Below are 24,786 nucleotides of genomic sequence, written 5' to 3'. Positions count from 1 at the left end.
CCCGTGTGTCAGAGGAGGACAGGGCAAACAAGCCATTGTAATTGGCCTGGGTTGTCGCCCTCGCGCAACAAGTAAGCGCCGGCCTTCGTGCAGCATGGCCGCTCCATTGAGCGCCAAGACCTCTATGGCACAATGGTTCGCGTCAGACCCCTCCAAGGGTTAACCCCTTTTCTGGTTAGCTTTTTGGCTAATTGCCCAGGCAGGGCGCTTCGCAGTCCAATGCTGCGTCTTACACGTGAGGATTCAGAATGAACAAACTCAATAAAGTTGCCGCGCTGTTTGCCACCGTTGCACTGGCTGGTGGTGCCATTGCCCAGACCCAGTCCACCGTCGACAACTGGCGTGGCACGGATGGCACCGTCTGGAAGAACGGCACCAACGAATACTGCTGGCGTGACAACTTCTGGACCCCGCAGACGGGCGTTCAGGGTTGCGACGGCGTGCCTGCTCCGGCCCCGGCTCCCGCTCCGGCCCCGGCTCCTGCCCCCGCTGCCGCTCCGGCTCCTGCACCCGCTCCGGCTCCCGCTCCTGTGGTCGCAGCCCCTGCCACCGAGAAGGTCAGCTTCGCTGCCGACGCCTTCTTCGACTTCGACAAGGCTGTGCTGAAGCCCGAAGGCAAGGCCAAGCTGGACGACCTGGCTGACAAGGTCAAGGACCTGAACCTGGAAGTCATCATCGCCGTGGGTCACACCGACTCGGTGGGTTCGGACGCTTACAACCAGAAGCTGTCGATCCGTCGTTCGGAAGCCGTCAAGACCTATCTGACCGGCAAGGGCATCGACGCTGCTCGCGTCTACACCGAAGGCAAGGGCGAGAAGCAGCCCGTCGCCGACAACAAGACCGCCGAAGGCCGCGCCAAGAACCGCCGCGTGGAAATCGAAGTGGTCGGCACCCGCAACAAGTGATCGATGGCGTCAGGCCGGTTATCTGGCCTGACACCGCGACGACAAAACCCCGCCTTGGCGGGGTTTTGTTTTTGGTGCGCCGCGTGGCCTCGGATCAGGCGAGCGACACCGCTTTGCCGCTGAGGCGCTTGGCCAGCTGCGTGGCCATGCGGTTGACCGTGCCGTAGATCGAGAGCTGCGGGTTGGCGCCGATGCTGGTCGGAAAGAGTGAGCCGTCGTGCACGGAGAGGTTCTGGACCTGCCAGTGCACCCCATCAGGGCGTACGACGCCCAGCCGCTCATTGCCGCCCATCCGGCATCCCCCCATCACGTGGGCGCTGCCGCCCCCGACCAGGTAGGGCTTCATGTCGAAGCCGAGGATCGCCTGGCGAGCCTGCGCCCAGCTCTCATAGTGTTGCCCCTGTTCGTGCAGCGGCAGCACCTTGCGGGCGCCGGCGGCGAACTGCACCTCCGCCATGCTCAGCAGGGCCTGGCGGAAGCCTTCCAGTACGTAGTCGTTCAACGGGTAGTGCAGCAAAGGTGAGCCGTCGAGGTTCAGGTACACCGTGCCACCCTGCGATTCCGGGTGGAAGCCGTCTCGCAGCAGCGCCAGCATCATCTGGGTGTGAGGATACTGTGCGAAGCGCTCGGCCAGGTCTTTGCCGTGGCCGCCCAGCAGGATGGAGGTCAGGCCCGGGTGCATGGGCGTGGCTTCGAGCTTGTAGCCGATGGGCCCGTCGAGTGGTACGTCGTGAACGAAATGGTCCGAGTAGATCGACTGCGGGGCGCCGGCCCAGCCTTCGATCTTGTGGTCGAACACGGCCGACGAGAAGGCCACCGGATGCAGAAAGGTCCGCGTGCCGAGCAGACCATGGGGGTCGGGGGCCTTGGAGCGCTTGAGCAGCGCCGGTGAGTTGATCGCGCCGCCCGCCACCACGTAATGCCGGGCTGTGACCCGCATGAGCCGGTCGGACACTTTCTGTCCGTTGATGCGAATGGGGGCGCACAGCAGGGCCTTGACCTCGCCGTTCTCGATCTCGAAAGCCTCTGCCCGCGTCTGATGGAACAGCCGCGCACCTCCCTCGAGTGCAACGGGCAGCGTGGTCACCAGCATCGACTGCTTGGCATTGGTCGGGCAGCCCATGCCGCACGAGCCGAGGTTCCAGCAGCCCTTGACATTGCGGGGGATGACGTCGGCCTGGATGCCGAGCTTGCGTGCGCCCGTGCGCAGCACCTCGTTGTTCGCGTTCGCCGGTACTTCCCAGCGCGCCATGTTCAGCCGGGCCTCGGCCTGGGCGAACCACGGCGCCATCGCGGCCTCGGTGAAGTCCTTGAGCTCGAACTCGCGCTGCCAGTACGCCAGGGTCTGAGCTGGCGTTCGGAAGGAGCTGGTCCAGTTGATGACTGTGGTGCCGCCCACGCAGCGGCCCTGCAGGATGGTCAGGGCGCCATCGGCGGTGCGGCGGCCGGCGCCGTCCTGGTAGAGCGCGGCATAGGCCTCGGATTCGCGCTGGTTGAAGTCGCTGCTGGTGCGCAGCGGGCCTTCTTCGATGAGCACCACATCGAGGCCCGCCTTGACCAGCAGTTCAGCCGTGACGCCGGCGCCGGCGCCGCTGCCCACGATGGCGACATCACACTCGACGCGATCGGGCAGGCCGGCTTCGCCATGGATCGCTTTCCAGCCTCGCGCAAGGCCTTCGCGGAAGGGGTCTGGGAGTTTGCTCATAGTTCGGTGGGGCCGGGGTAGCCGGTCAGGGTCCAGTGCTCGCGGTTGGCAAAGAATGTCATGCAGGTGACAGAGCGCACGACCTGGTAGGTGAGCCGGTTGCTGGGGAGGGGGTGAAGCCGCATGTTGTCAAATGCGGCGTCGAGCTGCTCCGGCGTGGCATGGTCCCAGTCGGTATCCAGACCGGTCAGCATGCGGCGCGTGAGCCCGTTGGCCAGCAGGCCCACGATGCTGTTGACCTGGACCTGCAGGACCTGGGGAAGGTTGTTGAGAAAGGGCTCGATGCCATCGACATGGCGTTGCAGCGCGGCCTCGCGCTGGTCAGGGTCCGAGGGCAGCATCGGCCCGACAAAGCCGATGGCCAGCGCTCGGAATACCGCGCGGCCGTGAGGCGTCAGGCGGCCCTCGCGCATGCCGCGATGCCAGTAGACGACACCCCCGAGGGTGGCGCCCACGGCGCCAATGGCCAGGGCGGTCTTCAGGAACCAGCGGCGACGAGGGGTCAGCGGGTGGTCTATCGCACGGTCAACCATGATCTGCAGGGCGTCCGAATGAGGGTCAAACGGGAAACGCTTATAGTCACATTGATGCTATTGTGCCTTTCCGTGTGATGTGTGTCTGTCCCGGTTAACACGGGTGACCCCCACATGAATGTCCAATACGCTGTCAACCAGGGGCTGGTATCTGACTGGTACTAGGGATTACCCCTGGCTGCACATGTTGCAGAATGCATGCAGGATTGTCGTGTGGTGCACCCCCGGGTGGGACCATGCGTGAATGACTGACCGAAGAGACGAGGATGACCCGATGACGACGAGCTCCAAGCCCTGGCTGGCCCATTACGAACCCGGCGTGCCGGCCGAGATCAACCCCGCGGAATACGATTCGCTGGTGGACCTGCTCGACCAGTCTTTCAAGCAGTTCGCCCGGCGCGACATGGCGGCCTTCATGGGGGCGCATTACACCTACGAACAGGTGGACGACATGTCGCGCGCCATGGCGGCGTGGCTGCAATCGCTGGGCCTGGCCAAAGGCGCTCGCGTGGCCCTGATGATGCCCAACGTGCCGCAGTACGTGGTGGCGATCGCGGCGGTGCTGCGCGCCGGCTACGTCGTGGTCAACGTGAATCCGCTGTACACGCCGCGTGAGCTCGAGCATCAGCTGAAGGATTCCGGCGCGGAAGCCATCGTGATCCTGGAGAACTTCGCGACGACGCTGCAGGAAGTCGTCAAGCGCACCCCGATCAAGCACATCGTCGTGGCCTCGATGGGAGACATGCTGCCTGGGCTGAAGGGGCCGCTGGTGAACTTCGTGGTCCGCCACGTCAAGAAGATGGTGCCCGCCTACAGCCTGCCCAACAGCGGCGGCATCAAGGTTGTGTCGTTCAAGCAGGCGCTGGCGCAGGGCCGTTCGGCCAAGTACACCCGTCCGGCGCTCAAGCCCGACGACATCGCCTTCCTGCAGTACACCGGCGGCACGACCGGTGTCTCGAAGGGGGCGACGCTGATTCATCGCAACATCGTGGCCAACATCCTGCAGTGCGAAGCCTGGTTCAAGCCCGAGCTGGGCAAGCTGGGCAACGAGCCGCTGGTGGCCGTGTGTGCGCTGCCGCTGTACCACATCTTCGCCCTGACGGCCTGCTACATGATGGGCGCGCGCATGGGCAGCATGAACATCCTGATCGCCAACCCGCGCGACATCCCGGGTTTCGTGAAGACGCTGAAGAACTACCGCGTCAACCAGTTCCCGGCGGTCAATACGCTGTACAACGCGCTGGCCAACGACCCCGAGTTCGCCAAGCTCGACTTCTCGGGCCTGAAGGTGTCCAACGGCGGTGGCATGGCCGTGCAGCAGGCCACGGCCGAGAAGTGGCAGAAGCTCACCGGCTGCCCCATCGTGGAAGGCTATGGCTTGTCGGAGACCTCGCCCGTGGCCACCGTGAACCGCCTGGACAACAAGGGCTTCAATGGCGCGATCGGCTTGCCCATCCCGTCGACCGATGTCGCCATCCTGGATGACGACGGCAACCACCTGCCCATCGGCGGCATCGGCGAGATCGCGATCCGCGGCCCGCAGGTGATGGCCGGCTACTGGAACCGTCCGGATGAGACCGCCAAAGTCATGACGGCCGACGGCTTCTTCCGCACCGGAGACATCGGTGTGATGGACGAGACCGGCCTGGTGAAGATCGTGGACCGCAAGAAGGACATGATCCTGGTGTCGGGCTTCAACGTGTACCCCAACGAAGTGGAGCAGGTGGTGAACCTGCACCCCGGCGTGCTGGAGTGCGCGGCCGTGGGCGTGCCGGACAGCAAGTCGGGCGAGGCGGTGAAGCTGTTCGTGGTCCGCAAGGACACCACGCTGACGGAAGAGCAGCTCAAGGCCTACTGCCACGAGCAGCTGACCGGCTACAAGTGCCCGAAGCACATCGAGTTCCGCACCGATCTGCCCAAGACCAACGTGGGCAAGATCCTGCGCCGCGAACTGCGCGACGAGAAGAAGGCCGCCTGAGTGGGCGAGGCCGGCGGGGATCTGCCCGCCGGTGGCTTTCACACCCGATGCGTTGCCGTCACGAGGCCGCTGTCCTTCCGGGCAGCGGCCTTTCTTCTTTTCAAGGGCAGGGCTTGCTCAGGATCGACGCGGAATCCATCCTCACCAAGGCCTCGGGACGGCCGCTGGGCGACGTCATTCCGCGTCAGTCCTTCAGGAACAGGGCCTGCAGGTCGCTGAGGAAGTCGAATCCCTTGTCGGTGGGCCAGGCGCGTGCCAGATCGCGCTGAAGCAGGCCCTTGGCCTCGGCCTGGTCCAGCGCGGCCTGGATGCTGGCCAGCGTGAGGCCGGTGCGCTCGGTGAAGCGCACGAGCTCGAAGCCGTCCTTCAGGCGCAGGGCGTTCATCATGAACTCGAAGGGGCGGTCGGTCAGGGAGACTGGGGTCTCGTTGGAGCAGGCTTGCCCCTGTTGCGCCTTGTCCATGTAGGTGGCGGGCTCGCGCCAGCGTACCTGCCGCACGATGCGGTCCGGAAAGCTGATCTTGCTGTGCGCGCCCGCGCCGATGCCGAGGTAGTCGCCGTACTGCCAGTAGTTGAGGTTGTGCCAGCAGCGGTGTCCGGGCCGGGCATACGCGGACACTTCATAGCGTTGCAGGCCGGCAGCGGCCGTGCGGGCCACGACGGCGTCAAGCATGTCGAAGGCGGTGTCGTCGTCGGGCAGGTCGGGCGGCGGGCGGGTGCCGAACACCGTGTTGGGCTCCATCGTCAGGTGGTAGAGCGACAGGTGCGGCGGCTGCAAGGCCAGGGCCTGATCCAGATCGGCATGCAGCTCGGTCAGGGTCTGGCCGGGCAGGGCGTACATCAGGTCGATGTTGAAGGTGTCGAAGCAGGCGCGGGCTTCGTCGATGGCCGCCAGCGCCTGATCACGGCTGTGCACACGGCCCAGCGCCTTGAGCTTGGCGTCGTCAAAGCTCTGCACACCGATGGACAGCCGGGTCACGCCAGCGGCCCGGAAGGCGCGGAAGCGGTCCTTCTCGAACGTGCCGGGATTGGCCTCGAGCGTGATTTCGGCGTCGGCATCGAGTGGCAGGCGGGCGCGGATGTCGGCCAGCAGCCGATCGATGCCGGCGGGGCTGAACAGGCTGGGCGTGCCCCCGCCGATGAAGATGGAGTGCACACGACGCCCCCAGATCTGCGGCAGGGCGCTTTCCAGGTCCGCGCACAGGGCGTTGAGGTAACGGGCTTCCGTGTCGGCTGGCAGGGCGGACGGGCTGCCGTCCGGTTGCCGGACCTCGTGGCTGTTGAAATCGCAGTACGGGCACTTACGCAGACACCAGGGCAGGTGCACGTAGAGCGACAGCGGGGGCAGGGCCGCGAGGGTGCCGGGGCGTTGCAGCGTGATCATGAGAGGGTGCGCAAGGGCGTGGGCGAGGTCAGGGGGCCAGCCAGGGCCAAAGGGCTGGCGAACCGGCTCCTGCCGCGTCGTTGGCCAGACCCCAGCGCGCCCGCATCATCGCCAGCAGCGTCCTGCAGGCCGCGGCGCGGTGGCTGATGCCGTTCTTGGTCTCCGGGTCGAGCTGGGCGGCGCTCAGGCCGTGCGAGGGGATCCACAGCAGCGGGTCATAGCCGAAGCCGTGCTCGCCTTGCGGGGCCTGTAGCAACTCGCCTGACCAGTGGCCCTCGGCGATCAGGGGCTCGGGGTCGTCGGCATGGCGCACGGCCACCAGCAGACAGGTGAAGTGGGCGCGGCGCTGCGCGGGCGCGGGCAGGTGGGCCATCTGCGCCAGGAGCCACGCATTGTTGGCCGGGTCGATCACGTCCCGTCCTGCGCCTTCCGGCACGCGTCCCGCATCGACCGCGTAGCGTGCCGAGCGCACACCGGGTGCCCCGCCCAGGGCGTCGACGCACAGGCCGGAGTCGTCCGCCAGGGCCGGGCCGTTGCCCTCGCGGGCGGCGTGCCGGGCCTTGGCCAGCGCGTTTTCGACAAAGGTGACGTGGGGCTCTTCGGCCTCGGAAATGCCGAGAGACCCCTGCGTCACCAGGTCGACGCCCAGCGGCGCGATGAGGGCCTGCAGCTCGCGCAGTTTCTTGGCGTTGTTGGAAGCAAGAATCAGTTGTCGTGACATGGCGGCCTCATGCGGGCGGGACGGGTGGGCTTCAGGCCAGCGGCTGGGCCAGGGCGGACGCCTGGGCGGCGATCAGCTCGCGGATGCCCTTGTCGGCCAGGGCCAGCAGCTGGTCCATCTCGGCGCGGGTGAAGGCCACGCCTTCGGCGGTGCCCTGGACCTCGACAAAGTGGCCGGCGCCGGTCATCACGACGTTCATGTCGGTGTCACAGGCCGAGTCTTCGACGTACTCCAGGTCCAGCAGCGGCGTGCCTTCGACGATGCCGACGCTGATGGCGGCCACGGGCTGCCGCACGGGGTTGTCGGCGATCTTGCCGGAAGCCAGCAGGCCGTTGACTGCGTCCATCAGGGCCACGTAGGCGCCGGTGATGGCGGCGGTGCGGGTGCCGCCATCGGCCTGGATGACGTCGCAGTCGAGCACGATGGAGCGCTCGCCGAGCTTGGCCAGGTCGACCACGGCGCGCAGGCTGCGGCCGATCAGGCGCTGGATCTCCTGGGTGCGGCCGCTCTGCTTGCCGCGGGCGGCTTCGCGGTCGCTGCGGGTGTGGGTGGAGCGGGGCAGCATGCCGTATTCGGCGGTGACCCAGCCTTCACCGCTGCCGCGCTTGTGCGGCGGCACCTTCTCTTCGACCGAGGCGGTGCACAGCACCTTGGTGTCACCGAAACAGATGAGCACCGAGCCTTCGGCGTGGCGGGTGTAGCCGCGGGTGATGGTGAGCGGGCGCAGCGAATCGGCAGCGCGGCCGTGCGGGCGTTGGAAGGCCATGGTGGCTCCTGTCAGGAAAGGGGTCAGGTGAAAAAACAAAGAGGGCACGCGCGCGATGCCGTGCCCTCGGGAATGGCGTCGGGCCGCCGTCAGGTCTTGCGCGCAGCGGCGGCGGATCGGCGTATGGCTTCGTTGATCTCGCGGATGGAGCGCTCGATCTCGGCTTCGTCCAGGTCGTCGGCGTCGGCGATGTTACCCGGCCCGCCGGCATTGCCCACGCTGGCCTGGATGGTGGAGGCGAACACCTCTTCGCCCAGGGTGTCGGTCGAGACGCCGGCCGGGTCTTCGTGCCCGGCGGATTCCCACTCCATGGCGATGACGGTGACGTTGTCGCACTTGGGCCCGCCGTTGCGCAGTGCCTCTTCGACGAGTTCGGGCACGGCGTCGGCAATGGCGTGGGTGGCCAGGTGCTGGGTGATGACCTCGTCATCGACCGTGCCCCACAGTCCGTCGGAGCACAGCAGCACCCGGTCGCCCTTCTGGAGCAGCAGCGGGCCGGCCGTGTCGACCACCGGCTTGCCGGGGCTGCCCAGGCACGTGAACAGCACGTTGCGGTTGTAGCGCTCGTTGATGGGCACCACGGTCGACAGTGTCTGTTGCAGCTCGGAGTAGGAGTGGTCGCGTGTGCGGGCGATCAGCTTGTCGCCGCGGACGAAGTAGAGGCGTGAATCGCCGCAGTGCGCCCAGTAGGCCGCATTGCCCTGCAGGATGCAGGCGACCAGCGTGGTGCGGGGGGTGTCGATCAGGCCCTTCTCGCTGGCGTAGCGCAGCAACTGGTGGTGGCCTGCCATGATGGCGTCCTGCAGGAACCGGATGGGCTCGGACAGGGTCGGCCGGGCATCGCGCTGGAACAGGGCCGCCATGGTCTGCAGGGCCAGCTGCGAGGCCATTTCGCCCTCCGGGTGCCCGCCCATGCCATCGGCCAGCGCGAACAGACCGGCGTCCCGCGTGTAGCAGTAGCCCATGCGGTCTTCGTTCTTTTCGCGGCCGCCCTTGCGACTGATCTGGTAGACGGAGAACCTCATGCTTTGGTACCGGTCTTGAGGTTTTCAAGCTGCAGCTTCACGCGTTCGGCGAACGTGAGCTTCGAGTAGCGGCGCTCGGTTTCGCGGGCGAGCTCCTTCTGCAGGGCGAACACGCTTTGCGGGCGGGCGAGGGGGTCCAGCGACATGCACCACTCGGTCACCTCCAGCAGGTTGTCGGAATAGACGTTGCGCAGGCGCGAGAGCGACAGGCCCAGACGGTCTTTTTCAAGGCGCTGCGGCGCATCGTTCGGGGGGTAGCCCTGCATGCAGGCATAGATGCACGCGCCGATGGCATAGATGTCGGTCCACGGCCCCAGCGAGCCGTCGCGGCGGTACATCTCTGGCGCGGCAAAGCCGGGGGTGTACATCGGGCGGATGAAGTTGCCTTCCTTGGACAGCACCTCGCGCGCGGCACCGAAGTCCAGGAGCACGGCCTTGTTGTCGTTCGTGACGAAGACGTTGGCGGGCTTGATGTCGAGGTGCAGCATCTTGTGCTGGTGCACGATGCGCAAGCCGCGGAGGATTTCGTCGAACAGGCTGCGGATGGTCGATTCGCGGAAGACCTTGTCGCGCTTGAGGTCTCGTGCTGTGACGATGAAGTCCTGAAGGGTGTCGCCCTGCAGGTAGTTCATCACCATGTAGACGGTTTCGTTCTCGCGGAAGAAGTTGAGCACCGAGACCACACTGGGGTGTGCGATCTGAGCCAGCGAACGACCTTCTTCGAAGAAGCTCTTGAGCCCCAGCCGATACAGGGGCTGTTTGTCCGGCTTGACGCGCGGGATCAGCTCGCCGGGAGAGCGCTCGGCGAGCGAGGCGGGCAGGTATTCCTTGAGGGCGACCAGGCGTTTTTCGGGGTCTTCGGCCAGGTAAACCACGCCGAAGCCGCCGGCCGCAAGCTTCTTGACCACCTGGTAGCCCCCCACGACGGTGCCCGAGGGCAACGGGGCGGGTTTGGGCTTTGACATAATCGAGTTTTGTCCGGTGTCAAGTAACCATGTCAGTCTACAGTATGACCGGCTTCGCCAGTGCGGTGGCATCCCTGCCCGACCAATCGGGTGAGCACGGCGAGGATTCCGACACGCCAGGGGCGTCGCGCAAGGGCGTCAGCGGCTCTGTCGGGGCCGAACTGCGTTCGGTCAACAGCCGCTTTCTCGACCTGAGCTTCAAGCTGGCGGACGAGTTCCGGGCCCTCGAGCCGGCGCTGCGCGACCTGGTGACCGCCTCGTTCAAGCGCGGCAAGATGGAGTTGCGTCTGCAGCCTCAGCGTGCCGCGGATGCCGGATGGCCCCAGCCCCAGCCCGACCAACTGCACACACTGGCCCGACTTGAGGGCACGGTGCAGAACTGGTTGCCCAAGGCGGCCCCTCTGAGCGTCAATGAGGTGCTGAACTGGTGCCGTGCAGCGGCACCCGCAGCCCGCCTGGAAGAGGTCGCCATGGAGGCGGCCCGTCAGTGCATCGAGGCCATGAAAGAAGCCCGTGAGCGCGAAGGCGCCCGCCTGGTGGCCGTGCTGCAGGACAAGCTCAAGGGGCTGAAGGCGCTGGCCTCGCAGGCCGAGCCGCTGGTGCCGCAGGCGGTGCAGCGCCAGCAGGAGCGCTTTGTGCAGAAGTACCAGGACGCGCTGCAGGCCGTGGGAGGCGCCGTGACGCCCGAAGCCGCACAGGAGCGCGCCCTGAGCGAGGCCGCAGCCTACGCCCTGCGCATCGACGTGGACGAAGAACTGCAGCGCCTGAAGGCCCACCTCGACGAGATCGGGCGGCTGCTGAAGAAGGGCGGCGAGGTCGGCAAGCGCCTGGACTTCCTGATCCAGGAGCTGCACCGCGAGGCCAACACGCTGGGATCGAAGGCCGCTGCCCTGGAGCTGACACAGATTTCCGTTGAAATGAAGGTCCTGATCGAGCAGATGCGCGAACAGGTTCAGAACCTCGAATGAGTGGCCGATAACGTGACGCAACCCCTTTCTTACGCGCCCGTCAGCGACATGGACTATCCCGGCAACCTCTTCGTGGTCTCGGCCCCCAGTGGCACGGGCAAGTCGAGCCTGGTGAAGGCCTTGCTCGAACTCGATTCGCGCCTGCAGGTCAGCGTGTCGCACACCACCCGCAAGCCGCGCGGCCAGGAACAGCACGGGCGCGAGTACTGGTTTGTCTCGAAGGACGAGTTCGACGCCATGGTGGCCCGCGGCGACTTCTTCGAGCACGCCGAGGTGCACGGCAACTGCTACGGCACGTCGCGCAAGGCGATCGAGGAGCGCATCCAGCACGGCGAGGACGTGGTGCTGGAGATCGACTGGCAGGGGGCACTGCAGATCAAGCAGATTTTCCCGACCGCGATCCTGATCTTCATCCTGCCGCCCAGTTACGAAGAGCTGCTGCAGCGCCTGAACCGCCGCGGCGAGGACCCGCAGGACGTGATCGACCTGCGCATGGCCAACGCGCGCATCGAGGTGGCCCAGGCGCAGCACTTCGATTTCGTGGTGGTCAATGCCCTGTTCGAGTCGGCTTTGTTCGATCTGAAAGCCATTGTTCACGCGCAGCGGTTAAAATACGCGGCTCAGCGCCGAAACAAGTCCGCTGTGTTTCGCGCCCTCGATCTGGTCTGAGCCCGGCCTCGTCCTGGACACACCTTGAACACGAACTGGGCAACCAGTTCATCCTTCGGAGAGCCTCATGGCCCGCATCACCGTCGAAGACTGCCTGCAAAAGATCCCCAACCGCTTCCAGCTGGTGCTGGCCGCGACCTACCGCGCCCGCATGCTGAGCCAGGGTCACACCCCGAAGATCGAGACCCGCAACAAGCCCAGCGTGACCGCCCTGCGCGAGATCGCCGCCGGCCAGGTCGGCGTGGAGATGCTGCGCAAGGTGCCGACCTGATCCGGGTCGGTCTGCCGATCTCGAGCGCTCACGCCGCCCGCTGATCCACCGAGGCCCGCCTAGGCGGGCCTTTGTCGTTGGCGTTGCGCACGTTTGCCGTTGCTTTCCGAGAGTCCGATGTCCCCAGGGGACTTGCTCTCGCGCTACATTCAGGACATGACCCTGGCCACTGATGCTGCGGCGGCTTCGTTCGCCGCGCTGACCCACAAGCTCGACTACCTGGACGAGGCCGACATCCGCCGCGTCCGCGAGGCCTACCGCTTTGCCGACGAGGCCCACCTCGGGCAGTTCCGTGCCAGCGGCGAGCCCTACATCACGCACCCGATCGCCGTGGCCGGGTTGTGCGCCGAGTGGAAGCTGGATGCGCAGGCCATCATGGCCGCGCTGATGCACGACGCGATGGAGGATTGCGGCGTCACCAAGGTGGAGTTGATCGAGCGCTTCGGCGTCCCGACGGCCGAACTGGTCGATGGCCTGACGAAGCTGGACAAACTCCAGTTCTCGACGAAGGAAGAGTCGCAGGCCGAGTCCTTCCGGAAGATGCTGCTGGCCATGGCGCGCGACGTGCGCGTCATCCTCATCAAGCTGGCCGACCGGCTGCACAACATGCGGACGATGGCCGCGATGGCGGCGCACAAGCGCGCCCGCATCGCCCGGGAAACGCTCGAAATCTACGTGCCCATCGCGCACCGGCTGGGCCTGAACCAGACCTACCGCGAGCTGCAGGAGCTGTCCTTTCAGTACATCAACCCATGGCGTTACGGGGTGCTGGCCAAGGCGGTCAAGAAGACGCGCGGGAACCGGCGTGACCTGGTCGAGCGCATCCGCAAGGAGGTGCAGGACGCCTTCCACGCGGCCGACATGGACGTGGAGGTCTATGGCCGCGAGAAGACGGTCTATTCGATCTATCACAAGATGGTCGAAAAGAACCTGACCTTCGCGCAGGTCAGCGACATCTTCGGCTTCCGCATCGTCACGCACGAACTGCTGGACTGCTACACCGCGCTGGGCGTGCTGCACCAGCTCTACAAGCCGCTGCCGGGGCGGTTCAAGGACTACATCGCCATCTCGAAGGCCAACGGCTACCAGTCGCTGCACACCACGCTGGTGAATCCGGTGGGCACGGCCGTGGAGTTCCAGATCCGTTCGCAGGCCATGCACGCGGTGGCTGAGAAGGGCATCGCGGCGCACTGGATGTACAAGGAGAACGAGCAGCCGGGCGAGGTCTCGCCGCAGCAGGGGGCGGTCTGGCTGCAGTCGCTGATCGACATCCAGCATGAGACGCGCGATTCGGCCGAGTTCCTCGAGCACCTGAAGATCGACCTGTTCCCGGAGTCGGTGTACGTGCTGACGCCGAAGTCGCGCATCGTGGCGCTGCCCAAGGGCGCGACGCCGGTCGACTTCGCCTACGCCATTCACTCGGGCGTGGGCGACCGCTGCGTGTCGGCCAAGGTCAACGGCGAGCCGGTGCCGCTGCGTTCGCAACTGCACAGCGGCGATGTGGTGGAGATCATCACCGCGCCGAGTGCCCGACCCAACCCGGGTTGGCTGAACTTCGTGCGCACGGGCCGGGCGCGCTCCAAGATCCGCAGCTACCTGAAGGCGATGGAGGCCGAGGAGTCGCTGGAGCTGGGCGAAAAGCTGCTCGCCCAGGCCTTGCGCGCCGAGGGCCTGACCTTGCCGCCAGGCGACGACGAAAGCCCGGGCGCCGAAGGTGCGCTGTGGCAGAGCCTGGTGCGCTGGGGGGGCAACCGCACCCAGCGAGAGCTGCTGATCGACATCGGCCTGGGCCGCAAGATCGCGCCGATGGTGGCCAAGCGCCTGGCGCAGCTGATGGCCGAGTCGGGCGAGCGCCCGGATGCCCTGACGCTGACCCTGGGCCGTTTCGCGGCTGCCGAGGCCCCCACGCAGGGCTCGGTGGTGATCGACGGCACCGAGGGGGCCACGGTGCGGCTGGCGCCCTGTTGCACGCCCATCCCGGGTGACCCGATCGCAGGCTACCTCGGTCGTGGCGAGGGTCTGGTGGTGCACACCCAGCGCTGCGGCGTGGGCCGCCGCCTGTTCGAGCGCGACAGCGAGCGCTGGATCGACGTGAGCTGGGCCGAGGAGCCCACCCGCCCGTTCGAAACGGTGCTGGCGGTGACGGTGACCAATGGCAAGGGCGTGCTGGCGCAGGTGGCCTCGGCGATCAGCAGTGCCGAGACCGACATCACCCACATCGAGATGGGTGACGAGCGCCTGGGGCAGACCGCCGAACTCAAGCTGACGGTGGCCGTCCGCGACCGCGAGCACCTGGCCGACGTGCTGCGTGCGCTGCGGCGGTGCGCGGTCGTGATCCGGGCCGAGCGCGTCTGCCCTTGAGCCCGATGCCAGGCACGCCCGTGCCTGGCGCGCCTCACGCCGCGTCCTGCGGCTCGCCCGGGGCCGGGTAGCGCACCTCCAGGACTTCGAGCCGTTCCAGGCCGCCGGGCGTCATCAACTGCACTTCGTCGCCCTCGCGCGCCTTGAGCAGCGCCCGGGCAATCGGCGAGATCCAGCTCACCTCGCCCTGCAGGTTGTCGACTTCGTCGATGCCCTTGATCGTGATGGTGCGCTCCACGCCGGCCTGGTTGGCGTATGTCACGGTGGCGCCGAAGAAGATCTGGTCGTTGCCGTGGTGGGCGCTCGGATCGGCGACTTCGGCCCGGTCCAGCCGCTTCGTGAGGAAGCGGATGCGGCGGTCGATTTCACGCAGCCGCTTCTTGCCGTACAGGTAATCGCCGTTTTCAGAGCGGTCGCCGTTGGAGGCGGCCCAGTGCACCACCTCGACCACCTTGGGCCGCTCCACGTCGATCAGGCTGACCAGTTCGGCACGCAGGCGCTGGTAGCCCTGGGGGGTCATGTAGTTCTTGGTGCCGGCCGGCAATGGCGGCAGCGCGAGGTCGTCGTCCTCGTCGCCCTCGGGTTCCTTGGTGAAGGCTTTGCTCATGGGCGGCATTGTGCCGAATCGCGACACAGGGCGGCAAACGCGACTTCTTCACGCTGAGCGGGTGTTTCAGCACGGCGCGGGGGCTGTCCTTCACACCGGCATCTCGAAAAAATGAAATACCTGCCGACATCCCATCTGAGAGCCGGTGAACCGTGCGACGGAGTCTTCCCCCATGTCTCAAGTCATTCCTCTGGGCCCGGGTGCCCGCATGCTGACGACCCGCGAGGCGGCGCTGCGTCTGGGTGTGTCCTTGCGCACCGTGCAGTTGTGGGTGGAGGCCGACATCCTGCCGGCGGCCCGCACGCCGGGCGGACACCGGCGCATTCCCCACAACGCCGTCGAGGCGCTGGCCCTGAGCACCGGCCTGGGTGGCGAGCCCGTGCCGCGCGCGCTGGCTCAGCGCCAGGCCGCGCTGGCCGCGGTGCCTGAGACGCAATCGGCGGCCCCCGCCTCGCGCGATGCCGTGAAGGGCACGCGCCCGCTGGATGTGCTGCTGGTGGCCGACGACACCGCGTGGCAGCAGCGTTGCGAGCACGCGCTGCTGCCGTTCGGCCCTTCGGTGCACATGCGCACGGCGGAGACAGGTTACCTGGCGCTGCTGCAGATCGGCCAGCGCGTGCCGGATCTGCTGGTGACCCATCTCGACTTGCCCGGCATGGACGGGATGGGCATGCTCCGGACGCTGGAGCGGTGCGAACAGATGGCCGGCATGCGCGTGCTGGTGCTGAGCGCAGCCAGCGACCACGAGATTGCGCGGCGAGGTGGCCTGCCGACCTGTGCCGAACTGATGAGGCTGCCGGTCACGCCCGAGGCGGTCGCGGTCAGGGTGGGACGGCACCTCCTGGGGCAGCACGCCGGCTGAAACACGAAGGCGAGGCACGACATGAACGACGCATTCCGCATGCTGTTCGACCAGGTCAAGAGTGGCGTGGTCTGGGTGCAGCGCAACGGCGTGGTCCGTTATGCCAACAAGGCGGCGGTGCAGATGACCCCGGTGATGCTCGGGCAGCCCATGATGGACCCTGTGGCCGAGCGCACGGTGAAGGCCGCCGGCCAGAACATGCTCACGCTGCCTTTCCAGTTCGAGCTGACGACGCAGGAGGCGCACCCCGACTCGATCCGGGCCGTCGTGATCAACGCGCCGGTGGGCAACGACCTGATGGTGGTGCTCAACAACGTGTCGGAAGAACGCTGGTACTCGCAGGCGCTGGAAAACCTGATCGGTTACATCGATGCCGAGATGGCGCAGCCGATCCAGACCCTGGCTGGCAAGCTGCCGGCCATCGGCCAGATGCTGTCCCGTCCCGGGGCGGGGCCCGAGCTGCATGCGCTGGCCGATGAGGCAGCGGGACTGTCGGTGAAGCTGGGCAAGTTGCATGACCTCGTCAATGTCTTCGGCGCGAGTGCCATCCGGCGCGACGAGCGCATCCTGCTGCCCGATCTGCTGCGCAAGGCGCTCGACGAGGTCATCCACCTGGCGGACGCGCGCAATGTGACGATCGCCACCCATGGCCTCGACACAGAGTTGCCGCCGGTCTATGGCAGTGTGCACTGGCTGGGCAAGGCCGTGTCGGAGTACCTCGAGCAGTCGATCCGCAGCGCCCAGCCGGGTGGGCTGATCAACCTGGCCGTCCAGGCCGTCGGCACTCGGGTGATGGTGCGGGCGCGCAACCAGGGCCTGTTCGTGTCCAACCATGAACGGCGCAGCGCCTATGTGCCCTTCGGCGTGGGGGATTCACCCAAGCCGGGGACGCGTCAAGGCATTGGGCTGGCGCTGAGCCAGCGCATCCTGGAACAGCACGGCGGCTCGGTGCGCATCGAGGACGATTTCGATGGCGTGGACTTCGTGCTCGAGATTCCGGCGGGAGCGCCCGCAACGCAAGACGCACAGTTGTCGGTCGAGCAGGCGCAGCGCTATGCCAAGGACATGTCCGAGTTGCTGGCTCGCAGCATGAGCAAGAAGGTGAATCTGGCCGGTGGCAAAGGGGAATGACCTCCCGGCCCGGCCGTCGAAAACGCACAGGAGACCATCATGGGCCATCGCATCCTCATCGTGGAAGACCAGGCGGACATCCGCAAGCTCATTCGCATGACGCTGGAGTTCGGCGACTTCGAAATCCATGAAGCACACGATGGCGAGTCGGGCCTCGCCATGGCCCGCGCCATCCGGCCGGCCGTGATGCTGCTCGACGTGATGATGCCGGGCCTGCTGGACGGCTACCAGGTGTGCACGCGCATCAAGCAGGATGCCGACCTCAAGGCCATCCAGGTGGTGATGCTCACGGCGCGGGGACAGGCCACCGACCTGGCCGCCGGCGAAAGCGCGGGTGCCGATGCCTATCTGGTCAAGCCCTTCAGCCCGCTGGAGCTGATCGAGCGCGTGGAGGCGATGGTCGCCACCGTAGCCTGAGCGTGTCGTCCCATCGGGGCGCGATCGCTGCCCCGCTGCCGCCCGCTCGTCGGGCACAGGAGTCAGGCCATGAACGACCGACGCGATCCTGTCGAGCTGCCGGCGCCGATCGAGCGGCTCATCATGGGGCTGGAGCGGCTGACGGGTCGGATTCCATTGGGCCATGCCATGGGCCTGATCGGGGTCATCGGCGCGGGCCTGACGGCAGCCGCGGTGTGGACGGTCTGGCAGATCGAGGCCGAGCGCACGGCGCATGAATTCGAGGCCGATGCCGCCCGCCTGCAGATGCTGGTTCAGGACCGACTCACCCAGCGTGTTGCCCTGACGGAACAGGCAGCAGCGTGGTTCGCGTCGGGCAGCGCCCACAATGCCCATGAGAGCTGGTCGGCCGCTCAGCTGCACCGGGTGCCCGCCGAAGCCGCGTCGCCCGCCAGCCTGGTCCGGCTGACCGGCTACCCGCAGGCGGAGGCTGAGGCCCTGGCAGCCTGTCTGCTTCAGGCTCACCGCTCATCGGGCGTCTTGTGTCCGCCGGCCACCGGCGGTGCATCGTCCTCGCGCTTTCTTGTGGCGGCCTTGCCGGCTGGGCGTGGCTGGGTGGTGTCCCGCCTGACCGATGGTGTGCTCCTGCCGGTGAGGCTGCCCGAGGGGGCATGGCGATTCCGGGCGAAGTTGTTCGGTCAGGAGAGCGTGTCCTTGAACGACGTGCCTGGCGGTGTCCGGGGTGCGGCCTATCCGGCCGCGCCAGGCAGCGAGATGCGATGGCAGCGCGCGATGCGGCTCACCCTGGCCGGTGAGCCGGTCACGCTCACCCTGGAGGGGCGTGAGCCCGATCGAAGCGGATGGGCGCGCGTGTGGCGGCATGCCAGCGTGTGGAGCGCCGCCCTGTTCGGGCTGGTCTGCACGCTGACAGCGCTGCATGTCTACCTGATGCTGATCTCGACCCGCCGTCGCGCCGCCCGCATGGCCAGCGAGATGGCCGCAGAGCTGGAGCGCACGCAATCGCGCAATCAGGCGGTGATGGACGCGGCGGCCGACGCCATCGTGCTGGTCGATGTGCAGGGCGTGGTGCGCTGGTGCAACCAGGCCAGCACGAGCATTTTCGGACGCCCGCCAGAGGTGCTGATCGGGCAGCCCATCGGCAGCGTGCTGCCCACCCTGTCCGCCGAGGGTCTGGACGACTGGTTTGCCTGTCACGGGTTTTCGAACCGGGTGCTGGGTCATGAGACCACGGGGCTGCGCAACGAGGGCACGGCCTTTCCGGTGGCGGTGTCGGCCAGCCGGGTCATGCTCGATGGGGAGCTGATCCAGACCTTCATCGTGCGGGACACGACCGATGCCAAGTGGGCCGAACAGGAGCTGTTGCTGCGGGATCGTGCACTGGCGTCCTCGGCCGATGGGGTGGTGATCGCCTCGATGACCCTGCCGAACCAGCCGGTCATCTACGTCAATGCGGCGTTCGAGAAGATCACAGGCTACGAGGCGCACGAGATCCTGGGGCTCAACTGCAACCTCTTGCAGCGTCAGGACACGGATCAGCCCGGCATCCATGCCATGCGTGCGGCCATCCGGGAAGGCCGTCCGTGCCAGGTGGTGGTGCGCAACTACCGCAAGGATGGGAGCCTGTTCTACAACGAACTTGCGGTCTCGCCGGTGCTCAATGCGGAAGGCGTGCTCACGCATTACGTCGGCGTGCAGAGCGACATCACCGACCGGATTGCCGCCGAGCAGGTGCTGCACCTGCGCACAGAACGGCTCAATGCCGTGTTCGACCTCAGTCCCGATGGCTTCGTGGTGCTCGACAAGCGAGGCGAGGTCAGCATCGTGAACCCGGCCTTCGAGCGCATGACCGGCTTGCTGGCGGCCGACCTGGTCGGGCAATCCATGGACGCGCTCGAAGAGCAGCTCATGCTGCGATGCGAGTGGGTCGAGACCGATCCGGGCACGGTCAATGATCTGCCGGGCAGCGATGGCGACGGCCGGTTGTCGGGCGCGCGCGAGCTGCTGCACCTGCACACCCCCTGCAAGCGCACCCTGAGCCGGCGCGTGCGACACGGCGGGCACGACAACGAGACGGCCCTGTATTTCCGCGATGTCACCCACGAACGCGAGGTGGATCGCATGAAGAGCGAATTCCTGTCGATCGCGGCCCATGAACTGCGCACGCCGATGGCCAGCATCTTCGGCTTCACGGAATTGCTGCTCAAGCGCCAGTTCAACGACGAGCGCCGCAACGACATGCTGTCGACCATCCACAGGCAGGCGCAGATTCTGATCAACCTGGTCAACGAACTGCTGGATCTGGCCCGGATCGAGTCGCGCCGTGGCAAGGATTTCAAACGGGAAAAGCAGGTCCTGCAGCCCATCATCGAGGGCACGCTGGCCGGTCTGTTGGTGCACAACGACCCGCGCAAGGTCGACTTCAGTCTGCCCGCGCAGCCCATCCTCGTCGATGTCGACGGCGAAAAGCTGTCGCTGGCGCTGACCAACGTGCTGTCCAACGCCTACAAGTACTCGCCGGGCGGCGGTGCCATCGAACTGTCCCTGTTGTGGCGGGATCAGGCGGGCTCGCGCGAGTGCGGCATTCACGTCACCGACCACGGCATCGGCATGACGCCCGACCAGCTGGAGCGGGTGTTCGAGCGCTTCTTCCGTGCCGACACGTCGGGCAACATCCCGGGCACAGGGCTGGGCATGACCATCGTCAAAGAGATCATCGAGTTGCACGGCGGGCAGGTGATGCTGACCAGCCAGTTCGGCGTGGGGACGACCGTGGTGCTGTGGCTGCCCGTGGTCGGCATGGGTGGGGTGCCCGCACTGTCTGCCGCACTGGCGGACGCCACCTGAGGGCCGCGGGCCTGACGCGCATCATCCTCTGCACCCCGATATACGGGGTTCGGTCTGTTTTCGGGGGCATCTCCGCATGGTGAGCCGGGGCGCCACGGCCGAGCATCGTTGCCAGCGCAGGCGGGGGCGGCACAGACAGGCCCTGGCCATGCGCCCGGAGACCTTCTTGACCCCCTTCTTTTCTACGCCGTCCGGCTGGTTGCATGTTGTCCGCGGGCTGGTGCTGGCCGTCTATGCCGGTGTCGCGTGCGTCTTGCTGTGGCTGTGGCAACAGCCCTGGGCGCAGGCCTTGCTGAGCCTGGATGCGCTCTCGACCGCGGGCCGTGCTCTGCTGCAGATGCCGCTCGGCCCGCTCGCGGTGCTGGGTGGCTATGTGATCGCCGTTTTCCTGGCGGTTCCGGTCGCGGTGCTGGTGACTGTCGGCGTGCTGGTGTTCGGTCCGCTGTGGGGGGTGTCGTACGCGATGGCCGGCATGCTGAGCGGGGCGACGCTGGCCTGGGGAGTGGGCCGCTTGAGCGGGCCCGTGTTCGTGCGGCCCGCGGCGGGAGGGCGCCTGGCCCTGCTGCAGGACCGATTGCAGCGTCGGGGGCTGTGGGCCATCGTCGCTGTGCGCGTGTTGCCTGTGGCCCCGTTTCTGCTGGTCAACGTGACCGCCGGTGCACTCGGGGTGCGGCTGCGCGACTATGTGCTGGGCAGCTTCCTGGGGCTCTTGCCCGGCACGGTGGGGCTCGGCCTGTTCATGGACCGCCTGGTGGCCTTGTGGCGAGACCCCGGGCCTGTCGCTTGGGCGAGCCTGGCCGGCATGGGCGCCGCGGTGGGGGCGGCGCTGTGGTGGACGCATCGGCGCCTGGGCCGCGCGGCGGCCTAGTGGCTCAGTACACGCCTGCAGCGCTGCCCGACTGCAGGGCCGCCACCGCAGCCGGGTAGCCCTGCGCGGCCGCGCGCTTCAGCCACGCCAGGCTGGCTGCCAGGTCCTTGTCCTGGCCGACACCGGTGCGGTGCATCACGGCAAGCGCATACTGCGCTTCGGCTTCCCCGGCTTCGGCCGCCAGACGGAAGCGGCGCGCTGCTTCCGACAGGTTGCGCGGCACCCCGCGCCCGGCTTCGTACATCCAGGCCAGGCGGGTCTGGGCTGCCTGATCGCCCGCCTCGGCGAGCCGGCCATACAGCACGGCGGCTTCGGCGTGGCGCCCTCGGGCCGACAGGGACTCGGCTTCCTGGAAGGGCGACAGGGCCCGGCCTGGCTCATCGAGTGAGGCCAGGCGCGCGCGCGCGTCGGCATCGCCCGCCTGGGCTGCCATCCCGAGATACAGGCGGGCCTTCTCGGGATCATGGGGCAGGGTGTCGCCGGTGCTGTAGAGCAGACCCAGTCGGTACTGCGCCTTGAAGTTGCCCGCCCGGGCGGCCGCGGTATAGAGGGTTTCGGCCTTGCGAAGATCGCGTGACTCGCCCAGGCCATCTTCGGCCAGCACGCCCAGATTGAACAGCGCATCCCCATTGCCCACCTCGGTCAGCGTTTCCCAGACGTGGCGCGCTTCCGCGTAATGCCCCATCTTGAATTCGGCATAGGCCTTGTAGTTGCCCATGGCCGGATTGCGCAGCCAATCCGCCCGGTTGCTGTCCTGTGCGGACGCGGTGCCCAGGAGGGCGACCGTGGTCAGCATGCCGCAGGCCAGGGCGCGGAGGCGGGCGGCCCCGAGAAGAGGGGCAGGAAGGCGAGAGGGCATGGCGTGTCTCCATCGGCGCGTGGGGCGCGGTGAGGCTGGTCGATGGCCAGCCTTCGGTTGAATGCACGACAGCATACGCGCCGCGTGTACCGCCGATGGACCGAAGGGGCATCGGACGCCGCCCGGGCGTGCAGGAAAGCCGAGACAAAAACACAAAAGGCCAGATGCCTGATGACATCTGACCTTCTGGTGCCAATTCAATGAATGATCAATGACGTTTGGCGCGGCTGGCAGGATTCGAACCCACGACCCCTTGGTTCGTAGCCAAGTACTCTATCCAACTGAGCTACAGCCGCAAAAATGGTCTCGGCTGCCAGAATGAAACTGGCGCGGCTGGCAGGATTCGAACCCACGACCCCTTGGTTCGTAGCCAAGTACTCTATCCAACTGAGCTACAGCCGCCGAGAAGTGAAACTATAGCATGTTTTTGATGCCGCAGTCAAAAAGCGCCGGCATCCCGCACCGGCGTGGGTCGGATGTGACACCGGCAGGGCTCTCTCAATCGCGCTCCCCGGGCAACGCGGCGCGACGGTAGAAGCGTGCGGCCTCGTCGTCACGGTGCTCGCGTTCGGCGAGTTGGCCCAGTGCCGCCCATGCAGTGCGGCGACGTCCCAGATCGAGGCTCTGATCGTTCGCGGCCGACAGCAGCATGCCCCGGGCCTTGCCCCACAGTTGCCGTTCTGCCAGGGCGAGGCCCAGCACCAGCGCCAGACCGGGGTGGCGCAGGGCTTGTTGCGTGCAGGCGTCCAGGCGAGGCAGCCACTCGGCTTCCAGCCCCAGCAGGCTGTGGGTCAGGGCCTGAGCCAGCGCATCCACAGCCTCCGGCGGGTGCTCGGCCATGCGGTCCCACAGCGGTGCCAGCCACTGACGGGCCTCAGCCACGGCTCCCAGGGTGGCCATGCGTTCGGCTGCATGGGCCACGATCAGGGGGTCGCGCCGATCGGCCGCATCCAGATTGGCCCAGATGCCGCGCAGCTGATCGGCATCCCGCGCCGAGTCCAGCGTTTCGGTGGCGAGGCTGCGCAACAGGCCTTCGGCCGCGGCGACCGTGAATCCCTGGTGTTTGGCCAGAAGGCGCGCCGTACGCAGGGCTTCGACGGGCTGCCTTGCCAGTCGCGCTGCTTGCAGCTTGAGGCGCAGGGCCTGGGTGCGACGCGCCACGCCAGGCGGCAATTCGGCCAGATCGCGGAGGGCGCGGTTGGCGTCGCGGTCTTCCAGTGCGCATTCAGCGGCAAGCAGACGGGCGCCCTCTTCGGTGGGGCGGGGCTTGCGCGTGAGTTGCGACAGCTCGATGGCGCGCCGCAGTTGCTCGTCACGACGAGCGCGGTCTTGCAGGCGATGCAGGCTGCCGGCCGACAGCAGGTGGGCCAGTGCCGTGAACTCGGCATCCAGCGCCAGTTCGGGGGTGTCGGCCTGGATCGTGATGGCCTTCTGGCAGGCGCGATGGGCACGGGTGTAGCGGCCTGCCATGTACAAGGCCAGGCCCTCTCGCAGCGCAGCCTGTGCCAGCCGATCGCGCTGGTTCAACCGCCACTGGCGGGCGCGCCGGGGCAGGCCCAGCAGGCTGTCGAGACCCCGTACCAGCGAATACACCGCCAGGTAGATCAGCACGAGGCTGATCAGGAAGAGGTTGAGGGACAGATCGGCCCGCCAGCCCATCCAGTAGAGCGTGACGAGTCCGTCGTTGGCGCCGAGGGCCGAGGCCCCGACCACGGCAACGACAGCCAGCAGCAGCAGCCAGACAATGGAACGCATGCCTTGTGTCCTTCCCGGGGGTCAGCGGCCGCCATTGACCGCGATCAGAGCGGCCAGCGTGTCGTCCGGGCGAGGCACGACGGTGTGTTGCCCCTGACCGCTTACTTCGGCCAGAAGAGACTGCAGCAACTGTGTCTTGCGCGAGGTGGCGTCGAAGTATCGGGTCACGGCCTGCTGTGTGGCCTGCAGGTCGGCCACGGCGGTGTGCGTCTGCCGGCTGAGCAAGGCCACGCGGGCATTCAGCAGGCGCAGCTTCAGGTTCTCGCGCAGGAAGAAGCCCTGCTCCGGCGAGATCAGCATCGCTTCAGGGCGGTCGACGCGCGTCAGGCGCACCAGGCCACGGGTTTCATCCCACACCACGCGCGCCGAATGCCCGACCCACGTCCAGACGTGATCGGCCCAATTGAGATCGGTCGGTTCGGATGCGGCGTCCTGAGCCGGGCGGGCTGCTGTCGGCTTGCCGGCGCGCGCGGCGGCCTTGGCCGATGTAGGCGGGGCCGGTGGGCGCGCCATCGTGGCTTCGGGCTGGTTCAGCAAGGGGACGTCGTCGATCAGGCGGATGGCTTCGTCCAGACGGATGCCGAGCGTGATGAGGTCGGCCACGCGGGTGCCCTTGATGCGATCCAGGTCGCGCGCGACGGCGCGACGGATGTTGTCCAGGCGCGGTTGGCGCACGCGAGCCAGACGCTCGTCGGCCGACTGCAGGGCCGAGACCAGCGGATCAGCGCTGCCGGTCAGCGAAGCCTGCTGTGCGGCCACGCGCAGGCTCGACTCGATGTCGGCCAGCAGGTTCTCGTCACGCGACTGGCTCAGGTTCTTGAGCAGGTCTTCGACCTGGTTGCGCTGTAACGCAACCTCGGTCAGGCGGGTTTCCAGCAGGGTGGCACGGGCTGCAGCCTCGCGTGACAGGTCTTGTGCCTGGCGGGCCAGCACCCGTGCCTCGGTGGCCTGGGCCTGGCTCTCCTGCTGGCGGCGTACGAGTTCCTGTTCGAGGCCATGCACCCGTTGCTGGCTCTGCCAGGCCAGCCAGCCAACGCCGGCTGTGGCCGCGCTCAGCACGAGCACGGCCATGCGCATCCAGCCGGAGGGGGCGGATGTCGCGTCGAAGTCATCGGCCGCGCGCGGCGACACGGGCGGCGTGGGCTCGGTGGCTTGAGGAGGGGTGGTATCGGTCACAGCTTGATTGTATAGA

22 protein-coding genes and 2 tRNA genes are annotated in these 24,786 nt (G+C 67.1%); 11 read left to right on the top strand and 13 right to left on the bottom strand.

Annotated elements, in window-relative coordinates; genetic code table 11:
- The first annotated feature begins 248 nt into the window (after nucleotides 1-248).
- Nucleotides 249-905: an outer membrane protein OmpA gene (gene ompA, locus QZ709_RS07825; protein ID WP_294636703.1), complete on the top strand. Its 657-nt coding sequence runs from the start codon at nucleotides 249-251 to the stop codon at nucleotides 903-905.
- A 94-nt stretch (nucleotides 906-999) separates the two neighbouring features.
- On the opposite strand, the gene QZ709_RS07820 is transcribed toward ompA, so the two are convergent.
- A complete protein-coding gene (locus tag QZ709_RS07820) occupies nucleotides 1,000-2,610 on the bottom strand; it encodes a GMC family oxidoreductase (protein WP_294636701.1) in 1,611 nt (536 codons plus the stop codon).
- Nucleotides 2,607-3,143, bottom strand: coding sequence for a hypothetical protein (locus tag QZ709_RS07815; protein ID WP_294636700.1), 537 nt, complete (start codon nucleotides 3,141-3,143; stop codon nucleotides 2,607-2,609). The genes QZ709_RS07820 and QZ709_RS07815 overlap by 4 nt, the downstream gene beginning before the upstream one ends.
- Nucleotides 3,144-3,417: 274 nt before the next feature.
- Between QZ709_RS07815 and QZ709_RS07810 the strand changes: the two genes are divergently transcribed.
- Nucleotides 3,418-5,121 carry a long-chain-fatty-acid--CoA ligase gene (locus QZ709_RS07810; RefSeq protein WP_294636699.1) on the top strand — a complete coding sequence of 568 codons (1,704 nt, stop codon included), beginning with the start codon at nucleotides 3,418-3,420 and terminating at the stop codon, nucleotides 5,119-5,121.
- 184 nt (nucleotides 5,122-5,305) lie between these two features.
- Here the strand turns inward: QZ709_RS07810 and hemW are convergent, their stop codons facing one another.
- The 5 genes from hemW to QZ709_RS07785 form a co-directional block, all read right to left on the bottom strand.
- Nucleotides 5,306-6,505, bottom strand: a complete 1,200-nt coding sequence (hemW, locus tag QZ709_RS07805; RefSeq protein ID WP_294636698.1) for a radical SAM family heme chaperone HemW — start codon at nucleotides 6,503-6,505, stop codon at nucleotides 5,306-5,308.
- A 28-nt stretch (nucleotides 6,506-6,533) separates the two neighbouring features.
- Nucleotides 6,534-7,226 (bottom strand): RdgB/HAM1 family non-canonical purine NTP pyrophosphatase, encoded by a 693-nt coding sequence (rdgB, locus tag QZ709_RS07800; protein WP_294636697.1) that lies wholly within the window; start codon nucleotides 7,224-7,226, stop codon nucleotides 6,534-6,536.
- Nucleotides 7,227-7,257: 31 nt separating this feature from the next.
- Nucleotides 7,258-7,992, bottom strand: a complete 735-nt coding sequence (gene rph / locus QZ709_RS07795; RefSeq protein WP_294636696.1) for a ribonuclease PH — start codon at nucleotides 7,990-7,992, stop codon at nucleotides 7,258-7,260.
- A gap of 89 nt (nucleotides 7,993-8,081) precedes the next feature.
- Nucleotides 8,082-9,017, bottom strand: coding sequence for a PP2C family serine/threonine-protein phosphatase (locus tag QZ709_RS07790; protein WP_294636695.1), 936 nt, complete (start codon nucleotides 9,015-9,017; stop codon nucleotides 8,082-8,084).
- Complete coding sequence (locus QZ709_RS07785; protein WP_294636694.1) at nucleotides 9,014-9,982, bottom strand: serine/threonine-protein kinase; 969 nt, start codon at nucleotides 9,980-9,982, stop codon at nucleotides 9,014-9,016. Before QZ709_RS07785 ends, QZ709_RS07790 begins: the two co-directional genes overlap by 4 nt.
- 29 nt (nucleotides 9,983-10,011) lie before the next feature.
- Between QZ709_RS07785 and QZ709_RS07780 the strand changes: the two genes are divergently transcribed.
- The 4 genes from QZ709_RS07780 (at nucleotide 10,012) to QZ709_RS07765 (ending at nucleotide 14,251) form a co-directional block, all read left to right on the top strand.
- On the top strand, nucleotides 10,012-10,950 hold the full coding sequence (locus tag QZ709_RS07780; protein WP_294636693.1) for a YicC/YloC family endoribonuclease: 939 nt from the start codon (nucleotides 10,012-10,014) through the stop codon (nucleotides 10,948-10,950).
- Nucleotides 10,951-10,998: 48 nt separating this feature from the next.
- Nucleotides 10,999-11,619 carry a guanylate kinase gene (gene gmk, locus QZ709_RS07775; RefSeq protein ID WP_294636729.1) on the top strand — a complete coding sequence of 207 codons (621 nt, stop codon included), beginning with the start codon at nucleotides 10,999-11,001 and terminating at the stop codon, nucleotides 11,617-11,619.
- Between the two features lie 67 nt (nucleotides 11,620-11,686).
- Complete coding sequence (gene rpoZ, locus QZ709_RS07770; protein ID WP_294636692.1) at nucleotides 11,687-11,890, top strand: DNA-directed RNA polymerase subunit omega; 204 nt, start codon at nucleotides 11,687-11,689, stop codon at nucleotides 11,888-11,890.
- 117 nt (nucleotides 11,891-12,007) lie between these two features.
- The gene (locus tag QZ709_RS07765; RefSeq protein ID WP_294636691.1) at nucleotides 12,008-14,251 is read left to right on the top strand and encodes a bifunctional (p)ppGpp synthetase/guanosine-3',5'-bis(diphosphate) 3'-pyrophosphohydrolase; all 2,244 of its coding nucleotides are present in this window, start codon (nucleotides 12,008-12,010) and stop codon (nucleotides 14,249-14,251) included.
- Nucleotides 14,252-14,285: 34 nt separating this feature from the next.
- Here QZ709_RS07765 and greB read toward each other — a convergent pair whose 3' ends face one another.
- Entirely contained in the window at nucleotides 14,286-14,858 is a 573-nt protein-coding gene (gene greB / locus QZ709_RS07760; protein ID WP_294636690.1) for a transcription elongation factor GreB, read from the bottom strand.
- Between the two features lie 172 nt (nucleotides 14,859-15,030).
- On the opposite strand from greB, the gene QZ709_RS07755 reads away from it, so the two are divergent.
- From QZ709_RS07755 to QZ709_RS07735, 5 genes are all read left to right on the top strand, one after another.
- Nucleotides 15,031-15,720 (top strand): helix-turn-helix domain-containing protein, encoded by a 690-nt coding sequence (locus QZ709_RS07755; protein WP_294636689.1) that lies wholly within the window; start codon nucleotides 15,031-15,033, stop codon nucleotides 15,718-15,720.
- Nucleotides 15,721-15,741: 21 nt separating this feature from the next.
- Nucleotides 15,742-16,851: a HAMP domain-containing sensor histidine kinase gene (locus QZ709_RS07750; protein ID WP_294636688.1), complete on the top strand. Its 1,110-nt coding sequence runs from the start codon at nucleotides 15,742-15,744 to the stop codon at nucleotides 16,849-16,851.
- Nucleotides 16,852-16,890: 39 nt separating this feature from the next.
- Nucleotides 16,891-17,268: a response regulator gene (locus QZ709_RS07745; RefSeq protein ID WP_294636687.1), complete on the top strand. Its 378-nt coding sequence runs from the start codon at nucleotides 16,891-16,893 to the stop codon at nucleotides 17,266-17,268.
- Between the two features lie 69 nt (nucleotides 17,269-17,337).
- Nucleotides 17,338-20,112 (top strand): PAS domain S-box protein, encoded by a 2,775-nt coding sequence (locus tag QZ709_RS07740; protein WP_294636686.1) that lies wholly within the window; start codon nucleotides 17,338-17,340, stop codon nucleotides 20,110-20,112.
- 166 nt (nucleotides 20,113-20,278) lie between these two features.
- On the top strand, nucleotides 20,279-20,980 hold the full coding sequence (locus QZ709_RS07735; RefSeq protein ID WP_294636685.1) for a VTT domain-containing protein: 702 nt from the start codon (nucleotides 20,279-20,281) through the stop codon (nucleotides 20,978-20,980).
- 4 nt (nucleotides 20,981-20,984) lie between these two features.
- Here QZ709_RS07735 and QZ709_RS07730 read toward each other — a convergent pair whose 3' ends face one another.
- The 5 genes from QZ709_RS07730 to QZ709_RS07710 all read right to left on the bottom strand — a co-directional run bounded on the left by QZ709_RS07730 (nucleotide 20,985) and on the right by QZ709_RS07710 (nucleotide 24,770).
- Nucleotides 20,985-21,839, bottom strand: a complete 855-nt coding sequence (locus QZ709_RS07730; RefSeq protein ID WP_294636684.1) for a tetratricopeptide repeat protein — start codon at nucleotides 21,837-21,839, stop codon at nucleotides 20,985-20,987.
- A gap of 219 nt (nucleotides 21,840-22,058) precedes the next feature.
- Nucleotides 22,059-22,135: transfer RNA gene (locus QZ709_RS07725), tRNA-Arg, on the bottom strand.
- Between the two features lie 29 nt (nucleotides 22,136-22,164).
- A tRNA-Arg gene (locus QZ709_RS07720) sits at nucleotides 22,165-22,241 on the bottom strand.
- 96 nt (nucleotides 22,242-22,337) lie between these two features.
- On the bottom strand, nucleotides 22,338-23,594 hold the full coding sequence (locus QZ709_RS07715) for a heme biosynthesis HemY N-terminal domain-containing protein (RefSeq protein WP_294636683.1): 1,257 nt from the start codon (nucleotides 23,592-23,594) through the stop codon (nucleotides 22,338-22,340).
- Nucleotides 23,595-23,615: 21 nt separating this feature from the next.
- Nucleotides 23,616-24,770, bottom strand: coding sequence for a uroporphyrinogen-III C-methyltransferase (locus QZ709_RS07710; protein ID WP_294636682.1), 1,155 nt, complete (start codon nucleotides 24,768-24,770; stop codon nucleotides 23,616-23,618).
- Nucleotides 24,771-24,786: the final 16 nt, after the last annotated feature.

The sequence above is a fragment of the uncultured Aquabacterium sp. genome (assembly GCF_913773725.1).
Lineage (GTDB): Bacteria > Pseudomonadota > Gammaproteobacteria > Burkholderiales > Burkholderiaceae_C > Aquabacterium.
The sequence above is the reverse complement of the archived record's forward strand: the minus strand, read 5'-3'. Positions and strand labels throughout refer to the sequence as shown.